General features: G+C 73.8%; 14 protein-coding genes. 10 read left to right on the top strand and 4 right to left on the bottom strand.

Annotation, left to right across the window (positions count from 1 at the left end; translation table 11 throughout):
• Positions 1–150: 150 nt before the first annotated feature.
• From ACH35V_RS12080 to ACH35V_RS12055, 6 genes are all read left to right on the top strand, one after another.
• Positions 151–1,101 carry an acyl-ACP desaturase gene (locus tag ACH35V_RS12080; protein ID WP_395972018.1) on the top strand — a complete coding sequence of 317 codons (951 nt, stop codon included), beginning with the start codon at positions 151–153 and terminating at the stop codon, positions 1,099–1,101.
• A 73-nt stretch (positions 1,102–1,174) separates the two neighbouring features.
• The gene (locus ACH35V_RS12075; RefSeq protein WP_395972017.1) at positions 1,175–1,999 is read left to right on the top strand and encodes a serine/threonine-protein kinase; all 825 of its coding nucleotides are present in this window, start codon (positions 1,175–1,177) and stop codon (positions 1,997–1,999) included.
• On the top strand, positions 1,999–4,002 hold the full coding sequence (locus tag ACH35V_RS12070) for a protein kinase (RefSeq protein WP_395972016.1): 2,004 nt from the start codon (positions 1,999–2,001) through the stop codon (positions 4,000–4,002). The genes ACH35V_RS12075 and ACH35V_RS12070 overlap by 1 nt, the downstream gene beginning before the upstream one ends.
• Before the next feature lie 93 nt (positions 4,003–4,095).
• The gene (locus ACH35V_RS12065; protein WP_395972014.1) at positions 4,096–5,448 is read left to right on the top strand and encodes a hypothetical protein; all 1,353 of its coding nucleotides are present in this window, start codon (positions 4,096–4,098) and stop codon (positions 5,446–5,448) included.
• Between the two features lie 157 nt (positions 5,449–5,605).
• A complete protein-coding gene (locus ACH35V_RS12060; protein ID WP_395972012.1) occupies positions 5,606–6,388 on the top strand; it encodes an electron transfer flavoprotein subunit beta/FixA family protein in 783 nt (260 codons plus the stop codon).
• Between the two features lie 23 nt (positions 6,389–6,411).
• The gene (locus ACH35V_RS12055; protein WP_395972010.1) at positions 6,412–7,368 is read left to right on the top strand and encodes an electron transfer flavoprotein subunit alpha/FixB family protein; all 957 of its coding nucleotides are present in this window, start codon (positions 6,412–6,414) and stop codon (positions 7,366–7,368) included.
• A 49-nt stretch (positions 7,369–7,417) separates the two neighbouring features.
• Here ACH35V_RS12055 and ACH35V_RS12050 read toward each other — a convergent pair whose 3' ends face one another.
• The 3 genes from ACH35V_RS12050 to ACH35V_RS12040 all read right to left on the bottom strand — a co-directional run bounded on the left by ACH35V_RS12050 (position 7,418) and on the right by ACH35V_RS12040 (position 11,185).
• On the bottom strand, positions 7,418–9,244 hold the full coding sequence (locus ACH35V_RS12050; protein ID WP_395972008.1) for a serine/threonine-protein kinase: 1,827 nt from the start codon (positions 9,242–9,244) through the stop codon (positions 7,418–7,420).
• Between the two features lie 68 nt (positions 9,245–9,312).
• Positions 9,313–10,530 carry an MFS transporter gene (locus tag ACH35V_RS12045; protein WP_395972007.1) on the bottom strand — a complete coding sequence of 406 codons (1,218 nt, stop codon included), beginning with the start codon at positions 10,528–10,530 and terminating at the stop codon, positions 9,313–9,315.
• A gap of 115 nt (positions 10,531–10,645) precedes the next feature.
• Complete coding sequence (locus ACH35V_RS12040; protein ID WP_395972006.1) at positions 10,646–11,185, bottom strand: TetR/AcrR family transcriptional regulator; 540 nt, start codon at positions 11,183–11,185, stop codon at positions 10,646–10,648.
• Positions 11,186–11,349: 164 nt separating this feature from the next.
• On the opposite strand from ACH35V_RS12040, the gene ACH35V_RS12035 reads away from it, so the two are divergent.
• Positions 11,350–12,519, top strand: coding sequence for a cysteine desulfurase family protein (locus ACH35V_RS12035; RefSeq protein WP_395972060.1), 1,170 nt, complete (start codon positions 11,350–11,352; stop codon positions 12,517–12,519).
• A gap of 20 nt (positions 12,520–12,539) precedes the next feature.
• Here ACH35V_RS12035 and ACH35V_RS12030 read toward each other — a convergent pair whose 3' ends face one another.
• The gene (locus tag ACH35V_RS12030; RefSeq protein WP_395972004.1) at positions 12,540–13,616 is read right to left on the bottom strand and encodes a DUF695 domain-containing protein; all 1,077 of its coding nucleotides are present in this window, start codon (positions 13,614–13,616) and stop codon (positions 12,540–12,542) included.
• Between the two features lie 230 nt (positions 13,617–13,846).
• On the opposite strand from ACH35V_RS12030, the gene mnmA reads away from it, so the two are divergent.
• From mnmA to ligA, 3 genes are all read left to right on the top strand, one after another.
• Positions 13,847–14,923: a tRNA 2-thiouridine(34) synthase MnmA gene (gene mnmA, locus ACH35V_RS12025; protein ID WP_395972002.1), complete on the top strand. Its 1,077-nt coding sequence runs from the start codon at positions 13,847–13,849 to the stop codon at positions 14,921–14,923.
• Between the two features lie 63 nt (positions 14,924–14,986).
• Positions 14,987–15,991: a methionine synthase gene (locus ACH35V_RS12020; RefSeq protein ID WP_395972000.1), complete on the top strand. Its 1,005-nt coding sequence runs from the start codon at positions 14,987–14,989 to the stop codon at positions 15,989–15,991.
• Positions 15,992–16,042: 51 nt separating this feature from the next.
• Entirely contained in the window at positions 16,043–18,211 is a 2,169-nt protein-coding gene (gene ligA, locus ACH35V_RS12015; protein ID WP_395971999.1) for an NAD-dependent DNA ligase LigA, read from the top strand.
• Positions 18,212–18,301 lie beyond the last annotated feature (90 nt).

The following is an 18,301-nucleotide window of genomic DNA, read 5'->3' as shown; positions in this document are numbered from 1 at the left end:
GGGGCTTACTTGACGGGGCTCACGCTCAGTGGCGACGATCGAACCTACGCTTTAGTAGGTTATGCACGTCCGGCCTGCTAGGAGCCCTCTCGGCGTCGCGGACACGGCGGCGCCGTCCGGCAGACCGCCCTCGTCCAGCGAAGGAACCGCATGTCCGTGACCCCCGAAGAGAAGTTCCAGACCGGCCTCATGGTCGACCTCGAGCCGGTGGTCGAGAACGAACTGAACCGGCACCTGTCGATGGCCAAGGAGTGGTTCCCGCACCAGTACGTCCCGTGGAGCGAAGGCCGCGACTTCGACGGGCCCCTGGGCGGCGAGCCGTGGTCGCTCGAGCAGTCGAAGCTGAGCCCCGAGGCGCGCGAGTCGCTCGTCGTCAACCTGCTCACCGAGGACAACCTGCCCGGCTACCACAACGCCATCTCCACCGCGTTCGGCCGCGACGGCGCCTGGGGCACCTGGGTCAACCGGTGGACGGCCGAGGAGAACCGGCACGGCATCGTCATCCGCGACTACCTGACCGCCACCCGCGCGGTCGACCCGATCGCGCTGGAGCGCGCCCGCATGCGCCACATGGAGGCCGGCTACGACGCCGACCACGGCGACTCGTTCCTGCACGGCGCCGCGTACGTGTCGTTCCAGGAACTCGCCACCCGCGTCTCGCACCGCAACACGGGCATGGCGTCCGGCGACCCCCTGTGCGAGCAGATGCTGACCCGCGTCGCCGCGGACGAGAACCTCCACATGATCTTCTACCGGAACCTGCTGAACGCCGCGCTGGAGGCGGCGCCGAACGCGACGATGCGGGCGATCACCGACGTCGTCAAGGGGTTCCAGATGCCCGGCCACAGCATCGACGGGTTCCTCCGCAAGTCGGTCGTGATCGCCAACGCGGGCATCTACGACCTGCGCCTGCACCACGACGACGTCCTCATCCCGGTGCTGCGCAAGTGGAGCATCTTCGAGCGCACCGACCTGTCCGGCGAGGGCGAGAAGGCCCGCGAGGAACTGGCCGAGTTCCTGGACGCGCTCGACGCGTCCGCGACCAAGTTCGAGACCCGCCGCGAGGAGCGCCGCGCCCGCCAGGCCGCCCGCCGCGCCTGACCTGGTCGGCCGCCTCGATCGTTTGGTCCGATTTGTCCGGAACGTCGGCCCGGTTTCCGGCGTCAAAAGAGGCATGGGGAAGCATCGACGGCTGGGCGGCTATCGGTTGCTGGACGAGATCGGCCGGGGGAGCACCGCCGTGGTCCATCTGGCCATGGACCCGGGCGGCCGCGAGGTCGCGGTGAAGGAGCTGAGCCCGGAGGCCGCGGGGGAGCCGGAGGCGATCAGCCGGCTGGCGCGCGAGATGTCCGCGCAGGCGCGCGTGCGCAGCGACTACGTCGCGCGGCTGCTGGACGGCCAGATCACGGCGGAGCGGCCGTACGTGGTCATGCAGTACGTGCCGGGCTGCCCGCTGAACGACCTGGTCCCGGCGTACGGGCCGCTGCGCCGCGACCGGCTCGCCCGGTTCGCGCGGCGGCTGGCGCTCGCGCTCGGGGACGTCCACGACGCGGGCGTCCTGCACCGGGACGTCGCGCCCGGCAACGTGATCGTGATGGGCGACCGGCCGACGCTGATCGACTTCGGCATCGCGCACGAGTCGGGCGCCGAGCAGATCACCAGGCGCGGGATGGTCGTGGGGACGCCCGCCTACCTGGCGCCGGAGCTCATCGAGGGGGAGCGCGCCACCACCGCGTCCGACGTGTTCTCGTGGGCGGCGACGGTCGCGTACGCCACGACGGGCCGCCCGCCGTTCGGGCGCGGCTCGCTGCACGGCGTCTGCTTCCGCATCCTGCGCGGCCAGGCCGACCTCGACGGCGTGCCGGAGCCGCTGGCCGGGCTGCTGCGGACGGCGTTCCGGCGCGACCCGGCAGAGCGCCCGTCGGCGCGCTGGCTCGCCGGCGCCCTCGCTGACGGCGACGGGGCCGCGACCAGGCGTCGCGGGGTGTCCGCGGCCTGATGCGGATGAGATCTTCGGGCACGATCGACGGGGGTAGGGTTTCGGAAACGATGAAGGGAGCCGTCACGTCCGGGGACCGAATCGGCCACTACAGCTTGCTCCAGACCCTCGGGGAAGGGGGAATGGGCGTCGTCTACCTCGGCGCCGACCCCGAGGGGCGGAACGTGGCCATCAAGGTGCTGCGGCCCGCGGTCGCGGGGGACGCCACGGCGCGTCGCCGGCTCGCCCGCGAGGTCGACTCGATGCGCCGGGTGCACAGCCCCCACGTCGCGGAGATCCTCGACGCCGACGTGACCGCCGACCAGCCCTACATCGTCACCCAGTACGTGCCGGGCCGGACGCTCGAGGAGATCGTCGAGGACTCCGGGCCGATCTACGGGCCCGCGTTGCAGCGGCTCGCCGTGGGGCTGGGGGCCGCGCTGTCGGCGATCCACGGCGCCGGGATCGTCCACCGGGACATGAAGCCCGGCAACGTGATGCTCGTCGACAGCGAGCCCGTCGTGATCGACTTCGGCATCGCGCAGGCCGCCGACGCGACCCGGCTGACCGCGACCGGGATGGTCATCGGCACGCCCGGCTACCTGGCGCCGGAGATCATCGAGGGCGAGGACGCGGGCCCGCCGTCGGACGTGCACGCCTGGGCCGGGACGGTCGCCTACGCCGCGACCGGCCGCCCGCCGTTCGGCTCCGGCACCTTCGAGTCGATCTTCTACAAGATCATGCAGGGCACGCCCGACCTGGGAGGCGTCCCGGACGCGATGCTGCCCGTGCTCCGCTCGGCGATGGCGCGGCACCCCGCCGAACGTCCCACGGCGGTCAACCTGGTGCAGCTCACCCGCCGCATCCACCTCGAAGCCACCATCACCGACCAGACCCGCGTCGACCGGCACTACCCGTCGCCGAGCGCGTCGCAGGGGCCTGGCACGTCGCAGCCGACACCCAGCACGCCGAGCACGCCCGGCACGTCGCAGCCCTTGGAGGAGACCGCGGCCGACCACTCCCGGCAGTTCTCCATGCCGGTGTCTGCTCCGCCGCCGCAGGAGGTGCAGCAGGCGCGTCCCACCACGCCCGGCTCGACCGCCATCCCGGTGCCGGGCCCGCCGCCCACGCCCGCCCCGGCCCCGGCGCAGCCGAGGGACTTCGTCGGGCAGCTGCCGCCCGCCGCGCCGCCGCCCGTCCCGCCGCCAGGACCCGCGCCGTACAAGGCGGGCGAGCAGTTCCAGCAGCGCGGCTACGCCCCGCCCGGCCCGTACGACCAGGGCGGATACCCGCCGCAGTACGCGCCGCCGAACCAGCCGCCGCCGGGCGGGCTGCAACGCGGCCCAGGCCCCTACGACCCGCAGACGCAGGACGCGCAGCGCCGCGTCGCGGAGCGGGCGGAGAAAGACCGCCGCAAGCCCTACGGCTGGTACCGGTTCCTCAGCGTTCTCGTCCTGGTGGCGCTGCTCGGCTTCGCCGACATCGCGCCGCTGCTCGCGGTCGGCGTCACCATCGCCGGCGTGCTCGTCCTGCGGATGGCCGACAAGGCCGCCAAGGGCATGGAGGGACGCCAGACGCGGCGCGGACCGCGCTCCGGCGACGCCGTGGCCGCCGCGTTCAGGACGCCGCTGCACCTGCCGGGCGCACTGATGTCCACCGTGCTGTGGACGTCCCTCAGCGTCATCGCCGGGCTGGTCATGCTCGTCGTGCTGATCTTCGCCAAGTCCGACATGACCGCCTCGAACGCCATCGCGTACTCCGCCATGGCGGTGATCGGGCTGCTCTGCCTCGCGCCGGGCAGCGGCGCGCCCCGGCGGCAGCTCGCCCGGGTCTGGGGCGCGATCTTCCCTCGCACGGAGGCCGCGCTCGCGGGCGCGCTGGTCGTCGGGATCTTCGCGGTGGTGCTGGTCGTCCTGTCCCAGGAGCAGCCGCCCGACACCACCCCGCTGGACGGCATGGGCCAGGACCTGGAGAGCCTGCGCGCCGACGTCCGCGACCTCGTGTACGACCTGCCCGGCATGTGACAAGGCCGTTCCGGGCGGCGTGGGGGTCGTCCTCCCACAGGCGGCCGGACGCGTCTCGGCGGGACGCCTCCGGTCGGTAGGGTGGCGTGCGATATGAGCGGCGAGATCGGCCACCAGGAGCACATCGGTCCGTACCGGCTGCTGTCCCGGCTGGGCGGCGGCGCCGGTTCCGGCGGCGTCGTCCACCGCGCCGCGGGGGCCGATGGCCGCGACGTGGCGATCAGGCTGCTCCCGCCGGGCGCCGCGCCCGACATCGCCCGCATGCGCGAGGTCCTCAGCCCCTACGTGGTGGACGTCCTGGACGGCGACGCGACCGCGACCCAGCCGTATGTGGTGTCCCGCTTCGTCCCCGGACGGCCGCTGGCGGAGACGGTCGCCGAGCAGGGGCCGGTGTCCGGGGACGCGCTGCACCGCATGGCGTTCGGGCTGGCCAGGGCGCTCGCCGCCATCCACCGGACCGGTCTCGCGCACGGCGCGCTGGGCCAGGAGACGGTCCTCGTCGTGGACGGCGCGCCGGTCGTCGTCGACTTCGCGCTGACGGGGAGCCCGAGCGCCGGCGGAGACGTCCGGGCATGGGCGGCGACCGTGACGTTCGCGGCCACCGGCGACCACGAGGCGCCCGCCGACGACCTGCCCACCGGCCTTCGCCCCCTGGTCATCGCGGCCGCAGACCCTGACCCGGACGCCCGTCCCTCGGCGGACGAACTGGCCGAGGCGACCTCCCGGCTGACCATGCCCACGGCCCCCGCGCCACGCCGTCCCGAACCACCGGCCTCCGTGCCGCCGCCTGCCACGCCCCCGACCGCATCGCCCGCGCCGACGCCCGCCTCCGCGACGCCCGCCTCCGCATCGCCCGCCTCCGCATCGCCCGCGCCCGCCTCCGCGACGGCGGCGGACGGGCATGAGCTGGCCGTGGCGCGAGGATGGGCGCGGCTGCTCGCCGCCATGGTCGTGGTGATCGCGGTCGGCATCGTGATCATGGCGCCGATCGCCGGGCTCGTCCTGTCGCTGGGCGCGGTGACGCTGCTGCGGGTCGCGGGGACGACGGCGCGCGGCTGGGCGTGGGCGTTCGGGCGGACGCTGCTGACCGTCCCGTACGCGGCGGCGTTCACGGTCGCCGTGCCGCTCGGCCTCGTCGCGGTGTCGGCGGTCGGCGGGGAGATCGACTCGCTCAGCGCCTGCGCGTTCGGGGCCGGGACGGGAGCGGCGGTGCTGTGGACGGCCCCGGGTGTCAGCGGCCCCCGCCGCCAGCTGGAGCGGATGTTCTTGTCCGTGGCGCGAAGGCCGAGGCGCATCGCGGCGGCCGGGATCGTCCTCGGCGTGCTGGCGCTGGCGGCGGTGTTCGGCGTGCTGTCGCTGACGCCGAGCTTCTCCCCGATGTACGGGTTGCAGAGCTCGCTGGAGGGCACGATGGACCGGCTGCAGACCGCCGTGAACCGGTTCTAGTGAATTTTGCCCGGGCACTACCCGCGAGTAACATCGAGGGGCATGGCCGAATCCGGGACCCGGGTCCGAAGCCCGTTCGGGTGTTTGGCAGGCTGTGACATCGAATCCGCCGCTGACCTCAGCGGCCAACTGAGTGCAGGGAGGTCGGCCACCGGCCATGAACATCGTCGTCCTGGTGAAGCAGGTTCCCGATACGGAGAGCCCGCGCAAGCTGAAGTCCGATGACAGCACGCTGGACCGCGCCGCGGCGGACGGCGTCATCAACGAACTCGACGAGTACGCGATCGAGGAGGCGCTGCGGATCAAGGAGGCTCGGGGCGACGGCGAGGTGACCGTGCTGTCCATGGGCCCCGACAAGGCCTCGGAGTCCATCCGCAAGTCCCTGGCGATGGGCGCCGACAAGGCCGTCCACCTCCTCGACGACGGCCTCGCCGGCTCCGACGCGCTGCAGACGTCCTACGCGATCCAGCAGGCGCTCGGCCGCACCGGGTTCGACCTGGTGATCCTCGGGTCGGAGTCCACCGACGCGCGGACCGGGATGCTCGCAGCGATGCTCGCCGAGCGGCTCGGCGTCCCGCAGCTGTCGCTCGCGAACAAGGTCGAGATCGACGGGACGTCCATCAAGGTGCAGCGGCAGACCGACTACGGCTTCGACCGGGTCGAGGCCACCCTGCCCGCGGTCGTCAGCGTCGTCGAGAAGATCAACGAGCCGCGGTACCCGTCGTTCAAGGGGATCATGGCGGCCAAGAAGAAGCCGGTGGAGACGCTCGGCCTGGCCGACGCCGGCATCGAGGCGGACCGGGTCGGCCTGGCGAACGCGGCCACCGAGGTGGTCGACTTCGCCGAGGCGCCGCCGCGCGCGAAGGGTCAGATCGTCACCGACGAGGGCGACGGCGGCGCGAAGATCGCCGAGTTCCTCGCGTCGAAGAAGTTCGTCTGACCGGGGAAGGGGATTAGCGAACAATGGCGGAGATTCTCGTCCTCGTCGACCATGTCGACGGTGAGGTCAAGAAGGTCACGCTCGAACTGCTGACGCTGGCGAACCGGCACGGCGAGGCCGCCGCGGTATGGGTCGGCCCCGGCTACGAGGGTGCGAAGGACAGGCTGGCCGAGTACGGCGCCGGCAAGGTGTACGTGGCCGCCGACGAGGAGCTGACCTCCTACGTCGTCGCGCCGAAGGCCGCGCTGCTGGCGCAGCTGGTGAACGAGAAGTCCCCGGCCGCGGTGCTCGTCGCCGCGACCGCCGAGGGCAAGGAGATCGCCGGACGCCTCGCGGTGAAGACCGGCTCCGGCGTGCTCACCGACGTCGTGGACGTCACCGACGGCTTCGTCGCCGAGCACTCCATCTTCGGCGGCGGCATCATCGCGCACGCCCGGGTGCGGACCGGCACGCCGATCATCGCCGTCCGGCCGAACTCGGTCGCGCCCGAGGCGTCCTCCGCCGCGGCCGCTCCGGCGGAGGAGCAGGTCACGGTCGCGCTGTCGGACGCCGACAAGGCCGCGAAGGTCGTGGAGAAGGTCGTCCAGGAGAAGGGCGAGCGCCCGGACCTGACCGAGGCCGCGATCGTCGTGTCCGGCGGGCGCGGCGTCGGCGGCGCCGAGAACTTCTCGATCATCGAGGGCCTGGCCGACTCGCTCGGCGGGGCCGTCGGCGCGTCCCGGGCCGCGACCGACGCGGGCTGGTACCCGCACTCGTTCCAGGTCGGCCAGACCGGCAAGACCGTGTCGCCGCAGCTCTACATCGCGGTCGGCATCTCCGGCGCCATCCAGCACCGGGCCGGCATGCAGACCTCGAAGACCATCGTCGCCATCAACAAGGACCCCGAGGCGCCGATCTTCGAGCTCGTCGACTACGGGATCGTGGGCGACCTGTTCCAGGTCGCGCCGCAGCTCACCGAGGAGATCACCAAGCGCAAGTGATCACGCGCGAGCGCCCCGGCGGCAGACCGTCGCCGGGGCGCTTCGCGTCTCAGGAACGTTCCGGCGACGGGGACCGGACGGCCGCCAGCAGCTCCGGCTTCAGCAGCGCGTCCACCTCGCCGTACGGGACGACCGCGTCCTGCGTCCCGCACGCCATGGTGTAGCCCAGCAGCCCGGCGTGGAACGCGACCCGGACGCCCTTCGGGGTGAGCGCCATCGCGACGTCGGCGGTGTTGACGAACTTGGACGGGGATTCGGCCCCGCCCGGCGGAGCGGCCTGGTCCGCGCTGCCGCCGCAGTAGTCGCCGCCGGGCATGTTCGCCGCGATCCGCGCGTCCAGCGGCGCGAGCGCCTGCGGGGTCGCGGCGCGGAACAGGCCGGGCGGCCGGTAGAGCGTGCCGGTCCGCAGGTCGACGACCGCGGCGGTGGGGGTGTCCCAGCCCGACCCGCGCTCGCCCTGCAGCGCGACGGTGTACCAGACCGAAAGCAGCCGGTCGTTGCGCATCAGGATCTGCGGCCTCACCAGGTCGGTGTAGCGGCCCCTGCCGATGTCCTCCAGGCCGTTCCGCGTCTTGGTCCAGCGCTGTTCGAGCGGCGCCCGCAGCGCCTGGTTGATCTTCCGGGTGAGCGCGGGGTCGCCGCCCGTGACCCGGACGATCTGACCCTGCGCCTGGAACGTCATCCCGCGGCCCAGGTCCTGCTGCGGCTCGCTGAGCGAGACGAGCTGCGTCGCGATCGGCGGCGCCTTCGGCGTCTCGTCCGCGGTGGCGACGTAGACCGCCGCGCCGCCGCCCGCGGCCACGGCGGCGGCTCCGCCCGCGGCCACGGCGGCCGTGCCCTTCGCGCCCAGCACGCTGATGACCCCGCCCTTGCCCGCGGCCCCGGCGGCTCCCGCGCCCGCACCGCCCGCGCCCGCGCCGCCCGCACCGCCCGCACCGGCGGCCCCGGCTCCGGCGGCTCCCGCCGCCCCCGCCGCGCCCGAGGCCGACCCGCCGGACGCGATGCCCAGCGCGGTGAGCGGGAACAGCATGGACAGCGCGGCGGCCGCCCCCGCGAGCGTCCGGACGCCGTTCGCCTCCCAGCCCGGCCCGTACGCGCCCGACGCGACCGACTCCAGCTCAGCGACGAACCCGGACGCGCCGAGCGGACGGTCCCACGGGTTCTTCGCCAGCCCGCGCTCGATCAGCGGGCGGAGCGGCTCGGGGACGTCCTCCACCGGGATCGGCGCCGTCAGATGGCGGCCCATCAGCCCCACCTGATCCTCGGCGGTGTAAGGCCGCCGGCCCGTCACGCATTCGAAGAACACGCACGCCGCCGCGTACACGTCGGTGGCGGGGGAGGCGGGCTCGTCCCGCCACTGCTCCGGCGCCATGTAGACGGGGGTGCCCGACCGTCCGGCCTCGCCCGCGTCCACGGCGATGCCGAAGTCGATGAGCTTGCTCAGCCCGTCGCCGCGCACGATCACGTTCGCGGGCTTGTAGTCGCGGTGGACGATCCCGACGTCGTGCGCCGCCGCCAGGCCCAGCAGCGAGCCCTTCAGCACGGTCAGCGCGGCCTCGGGCTCCAGCGGCCCGCGCTCGGCGAGGACCGCCTTGAGGGACGCGCCGTCCACCGCCTCCATGACGATGGCGGCGCCGTCCGGCGCCTCGACCAGCCCGAACAGCTGGGTGACGAACGGGTTGCGCAGCCGCCGCAGCAGCCCGGCCTCGGCGCGGAACCGCGTGCGGAAACCCTCGTCCCCGGCCAGGGACTCCGCGAGGTACTTGATCGCCGCCGGGAGGCCGGTCGCGTCGTGCCGCGCGAGCACGACGCGACCCTGCCCGCCCTCGCCGAGCACCCGCATCTCCGTGTAGCCCGGCACCCGCCACTCGCTCATCCACCGCCCCCATCACCAGGAAAGAACACCGATGGGGTTATATCGGATCGCGCGGCGGACCAGGAAGGTCAGGCCGCGACGGGTTCCGGGCGCGCGTCGCCCGCGCGGCCCGCGTCCACCGGGACCTCGGCCGGCGCGGCGACGTCGCCGCCGGCGCCGAGCGGGACGTAGCGGGCGCCCGCGGCGATCAGCAGCGCCAGCACGACGACCGTGCCGACGCCGACGCGCAGGGACGTGGCGTCCCCCAGGAACCCGACCACGACCGGGCCGAGCAGCAGCCCGCCGTAGCCCATCGCGCCGACCTGCGCGACGGCCGCCGCGGGACGGTCCGGCGCCGCGGTCCCGGCCAGCGAGATCGTCGTCGGGACGACCGTGCAGACCACCAGCCCCGTCACGAAGAACCCGGCGATCGCGACGGACGGCGCGGGCGCCAGCACGACGACGGTCATCCCGAGCGCGGTGCCGAGCCCCGCGCCGGTCAGCAGCCGGCGGGTGCCGAGTCGCATCCGGACGCGGTCGCCGACGAGCCGTCCGAGCAGCATCGCCAGCTCGAACATCGGGTACCCGGCCGCCGCGACGGCCTCGGTGGCGCCCATCTCGTCGTGCAGCAGCAGCCCGCTCCAGTCCGCGATCGAGCCCTCGGCCATGAACGCGATGAACCCGAGGACGCCGATCAGGTACACGGCGGGCGGCAGGCGGCGCGCCCCGCGTCCCGTCCCGGACGCGGCCGGGGCCGGCGGGTCGGGCAGGTAGGTGCGGCCGAGCGCGAGCCCGGCGGGCAGCGTCAGCAGCGCGGCGGTCAGGACGGTCGCGGTGAACCCGAGCCCGGCAGCGGCGGTGACGACGCCGAACAGCCCGCCGCTCATCGCGCCGACGCACCACCCGGCGTGCATGCCGCTCATGATCGACCGCCCGTACGCCCGCTCGACGACGCTGCCCTGCGCGTTCATCGCGATGTCGGTGATCCCGAACGTCATGCCGAACAGCACCACGGCGGCGAGCAGCACGCCGTACGTGGGCGCGAGCGCGACGGCCGCGTACGACAGCGCGGTCAGCGGCAGCGCGACCTGCAGGGCGGCGCGGCTCCCGGCGCGGGCCATCACGCCGCGCAGCGCCTGCATGGCCGCGACCGCGCCGAGCCCCCAGACGAGGACGACGACGCCGATCTCGGCCTCGCTCGTCCCGAACTTGGCGGCGAGCGCGGGCATGCGCGCCACCCACACACCGGTCAGCAGGCCGGCGAGCGCGAAGGTCAGGAACGTTCCCGAACGGGCGCGGAACAGCATGGTTCACCTCTTTCTGGCAGTCGTGGAACGCTCCAGGCGTGGGTCCGGGGGCGTTCGGGCGGGTCGGTCGGGATGGGGCGGATCGGTCGGGATGGACGGCGGGCGCCGTCCGGCGTCAAAGCTCCAGCAGGCCCAGCAGCCGCCGTCGCAGCGCTTCGAGCTGCTCTTCGCCGTACAGGCCGGGATCGTGGCTCACCACTTCCCAGAGCCCCTCGGCCGCCAGCCGGACGACGGTCGCGATGCCCGGGTCGGGGTCGTCCGCGGGGGCGCTCCCGTGCCAGCGCCGCATCGCCTCGTTCAGCGGCGCGGCCTGCTCCGGATCGGCGGCGGCGGCCGTGATGGCCGACCAGCGCCGGTACGCGCGGGCCTCCCCGGTCAGGATCTCGAACGTGGCCTCGACGTAGGCCCGGGTGTAGGCGCCGGGGACGCCGTCCCCGTAGGAGTCGAGGTAGGTCGCGATCAGGTCGTCGAACTCGTCGATGACCCGCGCCACCATCGCCCGGACCAGGGCCTCCTTGGTCGGGAAGTGGTAGAGCAGCCCGCCCTTGCTGACGCCCGCGCGGTCCGCGACCGCGGTGAGCGTCAGCGCCTGCGTCCCCTGCTCGGAGAGGACGGCTTCGGCGGCGTCGAGGAGGGCGTCCTTCATCATGGTCATTTTACTGTACCGGCTGGACGGTACAGACGGCCAACCGGGCCGCCGCCGCCCGTATTCCCGCCCGATTCCCGCCCGTATTCCGGCGCGATTCCCGCGCGGGAGCCGCCGTCGCGCCGGGGCACCGCGAAGGGAACATCCGGCACGCGGATACTGTTGTGCGCGTGGTGACCTACCTCGACCATGCGGCGACCACCCCGATGCTGCCCGAGGCCATCGAGGCGATGACGGCGGAGCTGCGCGAGATCGGGAACCCGTCCTCGCTGCACGCGGCGGGCCGGCGCGCCCGCCGGGTCGTCGAGGAGTCCCGCGAGATCATCGCGGAGGCGTTCGACGCCCGTCCGAGCGAGGTCGTGTTCACCTCCGGCGGCACCGAGGCAGACAACCTCGCCGTCAAGGGCCTCTACTGGGCCCGCCGCGCCGCCGACCCCGCCCGCACCCGCGTGCTGGCCAGCGCCGTCGAGCACCACGCCGTCATGGACTCCGTGCAGTGGCTCGCCGACCATGAGGGCGCCCGCGTCGACTGGATTCCCGTGGACGACGCAGGACGCGTCCGTCCCGAGGCCCTCGCCGACGCGCTGGGCGACGACGTCGCGCTCGCGAGCGTGATGTGGGCCAACAACGAGGTCGGCACCGTCCAGCCGGTGGCCGAACTGGCCGCCACCGGCCGCGAGCACGGCGTCCCCCTGCACACCGACGCCGTCCAGGCCGCCGGGACGCTGCCCGTCTCGTTCGCGGCGAGCGGCGCGCACGCGCTCACGGTCACCGGGCACAAGCTCGGCGGCCCCGTCGGCGTCGGCGCGCTGCTGCTCGCCAAGCCGTACCCGCCCGTCCTCGTCGACCCGGTGCCGCTGCTGCACGGCGGCGGCCAGGAGCGCGACGTCCGGTCCGGGACGCTCGACACGCCCGCCATCGCCGGGTTCGCCGCCGCCGTCCAGGTCGCGGTCGCGCACCGGGACGCCGAGGCGCGCAGGCTCACCGACCTGCGCGACCAGCTGATCGACGCCGTCCGCGCCGCCGTGCCGGACGCGGTCCTGAACGGCGACCCCGCCGACCGGCTCCCCGGCAACGCGCACTTCTCGTTCCCCGGCTGCGAGGGCGACGCGCTGCTCATGCTGCTGGACGCGCGCGGCATCGCCTGCTCCACGGGCTCGGCCTGCTCCGCCGGCGTCTCCCAGCCCAGCCACGTCCTGACCGCGATGGGCTCGACCGCGGAGCACGCCCGCGGCTCGCTGCGCTTCACCCTCGGCCACACCTCCACCGAGGCCGACGTCAAGGCCCTCGCCGACGCCATCGCCCCCGCCGTCGAGCGCGCCCGCCAGGCCGGGCTCAGCTGACCGGCCTCAGCTGACCGGCCTCACGGCTGGTAGGGCGTAAGGGCCTTCCAGCCGGGGTCGCTGGTGGACGCGACCTTCGCCTTCCCCTCCGACCATCCGGCGGCGAGCTGATCGAGCTCGGAGATCACGCCGGAGTCGGGGTCGGCGTAGAGGTGGAAGACGCGCAGGCCGTCGCCGGTCTCGCGGACGGCCAGGACCGCGCGGTCGCCGAGCTTGGCGAGCTTCTTCTCGAACGCCCGCAGCGCGCCCGAGGACGGCTCGACGGGCAGCCGGTCGGGGTTGCTGTTGGCGTACGGGACGCTGATCGCCACGTGCAGGTCGCAGAGCGGGTAGTCCTGCCGGTGCAGCGGGAACCGGGCGCCGAGGCGGGCGGGATGGCCCCGCGGGGTGCGTCCCTCGCCGGTCAGCCACGCGGGCTCGGCGAACGGCTCGGAGACCTGCTCGATGACCGACGGCAGCATCGACGGCGGCAGCGCGTCGATCGGCGCCTCCGTCGCGATCGTGACCTCGCCGACCCAGCGGGCGACGTCGTCCTCGCCGAGCGCCCAGTGCAGGACGTTCATCGCGACCTGGATCTGCTGCTCCGCCGCGACGAACAGGAAGTCGGGGTGGTAGGCGGTGAGGTGCACGCGGGCGCGGCCCGAGTCGGCGCGCATGCCGAGCCGGACGTACTCCAGGTCGAACTCGTGGTCGCCGAGGACGAGGTCCTGGCCGAGCATCTCCGGGTCGGCCTGCCGGGCCGGGTGGAACACCCAGCCGCCCGCCGCCGCCCCGGACGGCGCGGACCGCGCCCAGCGCTCGGTGACGCCGCGCAGCTCCGGGTTCCCGCCGCCGGTCACGGTGAGGGAGGGGGCCCGGTCCTCCGCGCCGCCGATCTCCCACAGCAGCCCCGGGTGGATCTTGTGGATGCGCCGGGACAGCTCCTCGATCGCGTCCGCGGACAGCCCCTCGCCGGGCGTCTCGGGCTCGGGCTGGTCGGGCCCGGCGGCCAGCGACGCCTCGATCGTCGGGCGGGCCTGCGCCCACCACTCCCAGAACTCGCTGATCGCGGGCGGCGTCACCGCGGACGCGTCGCGCGGACGACGGAAGATTCCCAACTGTCGTCTCTTCCTTGTCGTGGTCAAGCGGCCGAGCCGCCTCAGGACCGGGGCCGATGAGGTCGCTGGAGGATGTGTCCCGGCATGGCGCGGGGCTCGGCCGGGAGTCCGGCGAGGCCATGCCCGTCCCGGTAAACCCTACGTGAGCCGCCGCGCTTCCCGCCGCCGCCCGCCCGGGTCCGGAAATCGATGACGGGTGAGGGCCCCGCGGCGCGTACCCTCGAAGGGTTATGGCTCTCCGTGTACTCGCCGCCATGTCCGGCGGCGTCGACTCCGCCGTGGCCGCCGCCCGCGCCGCCGAGGCCGGGCACGACGTCACCGGCGTCCATATGGCCCTGTCCAGCAACCCGCAGTCGTACCGGTCGGGCGCCCGGGGCTGCTGCACCCTGGAGGACTCCAGGGACGCGCGCCGCGCCGCCGACGTGATCGGCATCCCGTTCTACGTGTGGGACCTCGCCGAGCGCTTCCACCGGGACGTCGTCGAGGACTTCGTCAGCGAGTACGCGGCGGGCCGCACCCCGAACCCCTGCCTGCGCTGCAACGAGAAGATCAAGTTCGCGGCGCTGCTGGATCGTGCCAGGGCGCTGGGCTTCGACGCGGTCTGCACCGGCCACTACGCGCGGCTGGACGACGGCGTCCTGCGCCGCGGCGTCGACGCCGGCAAGGACCAGTCCTACGTCCTCGCCGTGTGCACGCCCGAGCAGCTCGCGCACGCGCTGTTCCCGCTCGGCGACACGTCCAAGGCCGACATCCGGCGGGAGGCGGAGCGGCGCGGCCTCCAGGTGGCCGACAAGCCCGACAGCCACGACATCTGCTTCATCGCGGACGGCGACACGCGCGGCTTCCTGGCCGAGCGGCTCGGCGAGGCGCCCGGCCCGATCGTCGACGCCGACGGCAACGAGGTCGGACGCCACGACGGCGCCTACGCCTACACGATCGGGCAGCGCAAGGGGCTGCGGATCGGCACGCCCGCGCCCGACGGGCGTCCGCGGTACGTCCTGGACATCTCCCCGGTGACGAACACGGTGACCGTGGGGCCGCGCGACTCGCTGGACGTCGACGAGATCACCGGCGAGCGTCCGGTGTGGCTGAGCGACGCGCCGGCGGGGCCGTTCGGCTGCCACGTCCAGCTCCGCGCGCACGGCGAGGTCTACGGCTGCACGGCCGAGCGGGACGGCGACGTCCTGCGCATCCGCCTGTCCAGCCCCGCCCGCGGGGTCGCGTCGGGGCAGGCCGCCGTCCTGTACGACGGCGACCGCGTGCTCGCGTCCGCGACGATCGCCGACACCGCCCGCGTCCCGGCCTAGGGGAGTGCGCCCGCGTCCCGGCCTGGGGGAGTGCGCGGGCGGCGCGCCGATAGGGTCGCACCTGTGACGACTAGCTATCCGTGGCAGGCGGGGACGGCGACCGGTGTCGGGTCGTATCCGGGCGGCGACCCGGCGGAGGCGCTGCGGGTCGTCCTGGGCGAGCTGCCCGAGATGCCGCATCTGCCGGAGCTGCCCGCGCGCGGTCCCGGCGCCGACCTGACGGGACGGACGGCCGGGCTGCTGGTCGACATGGCGATCCACCTGGAGCCGTCCGGCTGGCGGTTCTCCGACCGTCCGGGGCTCGACACGTCCAGGTCCCGCGACCATCTGGCCCGCGACCTGGACGTCCTGGAGGAGGTCGCGGGCGGGCACGACGGGCCCTTCAAGATCCAGGTGTGCGGGCCGTGGACGCTGGCCGCGACGATCGAGCTGAAGCACGGCGACCGGGCGCTCAAGGACCCGGGCGCCGTCCGCGACCTGGCCGCCTCGCTCGCCGAGGGCGCCGCCGCGCACGTCGCGGACGTCCGGCGCCGCCTGCCCGCCGCGGAGATCGTCCTCCAGCTGGACGAGCCGGCCCTGCCCGCCGCCCTCGCCGGGACGGTCCCGACCGCCAGCGGCTTCTCGCGGCTCCGTGCGGTCGAGGAGCCCATCGCAGAGGAGACGCTCCGCACGGTGATCGAGGCGACGGACGCGTTCCCGATCGTTCACTGCTGCGCGCGGAACGTCCCGTTCGCGCTGCTGCGGGGCGCGGGCGCGAAGGGGATCTCGGTCGATCTGAGCCTCGTCCCGAGGCGCGACGACGACGCGGTCGGCGAGACGATCGACGCGGGGACGGGCCTCCTCGTCGGCGCGGTGCGCGCGGCGGACGGCGTCCTGCCGTCCCTCCAGACGACCGCCGAGCCGGTGCGGCAGCTGTGGCGGCGGCTCGGCTTCCCGTCCGCGCAGCTGGCGCGGCTGGTCGTGATCACCCCGGCATGCGGTATGGCGGGCGCGTCGCCGCGCTACGTCCGCGAGGCCCTGGCACACTGCCGCGACACGGCACGGATGATCTACGAGGCGGCCGACTGACCTGGGGCGCGGCGGCCTCGTATTGTCGGACGCGACGGAGACAATAGGGGCATGACCATGAGCGACACGGTTCCGAGTGAGGCACGGCAGCGGCATCTGGAGCTGAGCCGGGAGATCGACGAGGCCAACTACCGCTACTACGTCCTCGACCAGCCGACGCTCACCGACGCCGAGTACGACGCCCGGATGCGCGAGATCGGCGACCTGGAGGAGCGGCATCCGGAGCTGGTCACGCCCGACTCGCCGACGCAGCGGGTCGGCGCGCCGATCGTCACCGACTTCGCGACCGTCGAGCATCTGGAGCGGATGCAGAGCCTCGACAACGCGATGAGCGACGACGAGCTGCGGGCGTGGGACGAGCGCGTCGTGCGGGAGGTCGGCGAGGTCGCCGGCTACCTGTGCGAGCTGAAGATCGACGGCCTGGCGATCGCGCTGACCTACGAGCAGGGGCGGCTCGTCCGCGGCGTCACGCGCGGCGACGGGCGCACCGGCGAGGACGTCACCAACAACGTCCGCACCATCGCCGACATCCCGTCCCGGCTGGCGGGCGACGGCTGGCCGGACGTCCTCGAGGTGCGCGGCGAGGTCTTCCTCCCCGTCGAGGGGTTCGAGCAGGTGAACGCGGCCCAGGTCGAGGCCGGCAAGGAGCCGTTCGCCAACCCGCGCAACGCCGCCGCCGGGTCGCTGCGGCAGAAGGACCCGCGGATCACCGCGCACCGGCCGCTCGGCATGCTCGTCCACGGGTTCGGTGCCTGGCGGGGCGGGACGCAGCCGGAGAGCCAGTCCGGCGCGTACGAGCTGATGCGCGGCTGGGGCCTGCCGGTCAGCGACCGGTACAAGGTCCTCGGCGGGATGGACGCCGTCCGCGCGTACATCGCCGGGTACGGCGAGGACCGGCACGGCACCGCGTACGAGATCGACGGGGTCGTCGTCAAGGTCGACCAGTTCTCCCTCCAGCGGCGGCTCGGCTCGACGAGCCGCGCGCCGCGCTGGGCGATCGCGTGGAAGTACCCGCCGGAGGAGGTCAACACCAGGCTGCTCGACATCAAGGTCGGCGTCGGCCGGACGGGACGCGTCACCCCCTACGGCGTGATGGAGCCGGTGAAGGTCGCCGGGTCGACCGTCGAGCGCGCCACGCTGCACAACGCGAGCGAGGTGAAGCGCAAGGGCGTGCTGATCGGCGACACGGTCGTGCTGCGCAAGGCCGGCGACGTGATCCCCGAGATCCTCGCGCCGGTGACCGCGCTGCGGGACGGTTCCGAGCGCGAGTTCGCGATGCCCTCGCACTGCCCCGAGTGCGGCACGGAGCTGGCGTACGAGAAGGAGGGCGACGCCGACATCCGCTGCCCGAACGCCCGGTACTGCCCCGCGCAGCTGCGCGAGCGGCTGTTCTTCGTGGCGGGCCGCAACGCGCTCGACGTCGACGCGCTCGGCTATGTCGCCGTGACGGCGCTGACGCAGCCGCTGGAGCCCGCCGAGCCCCCGGTCAAGAACGAGGGCGACCTGTTCCATCTGACCGTGGCGGAGCTGCTGCCGATCAGGAGCCTCGTCCTCGACCAGAAGACGGGCACGTCCAAGATCGACCCGAAGACCGGCGAGCCGAAGGTCGTGTCGTTCTTCGCGAACAAGGAGGGCGAGCCGAAGAAGACGGTCGAGATCCTCTTCGACGAGCTGGAGAAGGCCAAGCGGCAGCCGCTGTGGCGGGTGCTGGTGGCGCTGTCGATCCGGCACGTGGGCCCGGCGGCGGCGCAGGACCTGGCCCGCGAGATGCGCTCGATGGACGCGATCGCGACCGCGTCCGAGGAGGAGCTGGCCGCGGTGGACGGCGTCGGCCCGACGATCGCCGCCGCGATCAGGGCGTGGTTCGAGGACGACTGGCATCGGGAGATCGTCGAGAAGTGGCGGGCGGCGGGCGTGCGGATGGAGGACGAGGGCGCGGCCGGCCCGCGTCCGCTGGCCGGCGTGACCGTGGTGATCACCGGGTCGCTGGAGGGGTTCAGCCGGGACTCGGCGACCGAGGCGGTGCAGCGGCTCGGCGGCAAGGTGTCCGGGTCGGTGTCCAAGAAAACGGACTTCGTCGTCGCAGGTGACAGCCCTGGGTCGAAATATGACAAAGCGGTCAAGTTGGGCGTATCGGTCTTGGGGGAGGAAGGGTTCCGTGTTCTCCTCGCCGACGGACCGGATGCGGCCAAGGCCGTAACCGTCAGCGCCGACGAATAACGCCGCGTGGTCGAAACCCCGCCACCAGGGTTGCGTTACTCAGGGGTACACTTCAACTACCCAACGGTGAGCGGCGGGCAGGGATCAGGC

Source organism: Actinomadura sp. 1N219, assembly GCF_044326405.1.
GTDB lineage: Bacteria > Actinomycetota > Actinomycetes > Streptosporangiales > Streptosporangiaceae > Spirillospora.
Note: the sequence above shows the minus strand (reverse complement) of the source record. Positions and strands in the feature narration are given on the sequence as shown.

Coding starts and splice junctions, on each gene's coding strand:
- ACH35V_RS12080 (WP_395972018.1), top strand. CDS start 151: ATGTCCGTGACCCCCGAAGAGAAGTTCCAGACCGGCCTCATGGTCGAC.
- ACH35V_RS12075 (WP_395972017.1), top strand. CDS start 1,175: ATGGGGAAGCATCGACGGCTGGGCGGCTATCGGTTGCTGGACGAGATC.
- ACH35V_RS12070 (WP_395972016.1), top strand. CDS start 1,999: ATGCGGATGAGATCTTCGGGCACGATCGACGGGGGTAGGGTTTCGGAA.
- ACH35V_RS12065 (WP_395972014.1), top strand. CDS start 4,096: ATGAGCGGCGAGATCGGCCACCAGGAGCACATCGGTCCGTACCGGCTG.
- ACH35V_RS12060 (WP_395972012.1), top strand. CDS start 5,606: ATGAACATCGTCGTCCTGGTGAAGCAGGTTCCCGATACGGAGAGCCCG.
- ACH35V_RS12055 (WP_395972010.1), top strand. CDS start 6,412: ATGGCGGAGATTCTCGTCCTCGTCGACCATGTCGACGGTGAGGTCAAG.
- ACH35V_RS12050 (WP_395972008.1), bottom strand. CDS start 9,244: ATGAGCGAGTGGCGGGTGCCGGGCTACACGGAGATGCGGGTGCTCGGC.
- ACH35V_RS12045 (WP_395972007.1), bottom strand. CDS start 10,530: ATGCTGTTCCGCGCCCGTTCGGGAACGTTCCTGACCTTCGCGCTCGCC.
- ACH35V_RS12040 (WP_395972006.1), bottom strand. CDS start 11,185: ATGACCATGATGAAGGACGCCCTCCTCGACGCCGCCGAAGCCGTCCTC.
- mnmA (WP_395972002.1), top strand. CDS start 13,847: ATGGCTCTCCGTGTACTCGCCGCCATGTCCGGCGGCGTCGACTCCGCC.
- ligA (WP_395971999.1), top strand. CDS start 16,043: ATGACCATGAGCGACACGGTTCCGAGTGAGGCACGGCAGCGGCATCTG.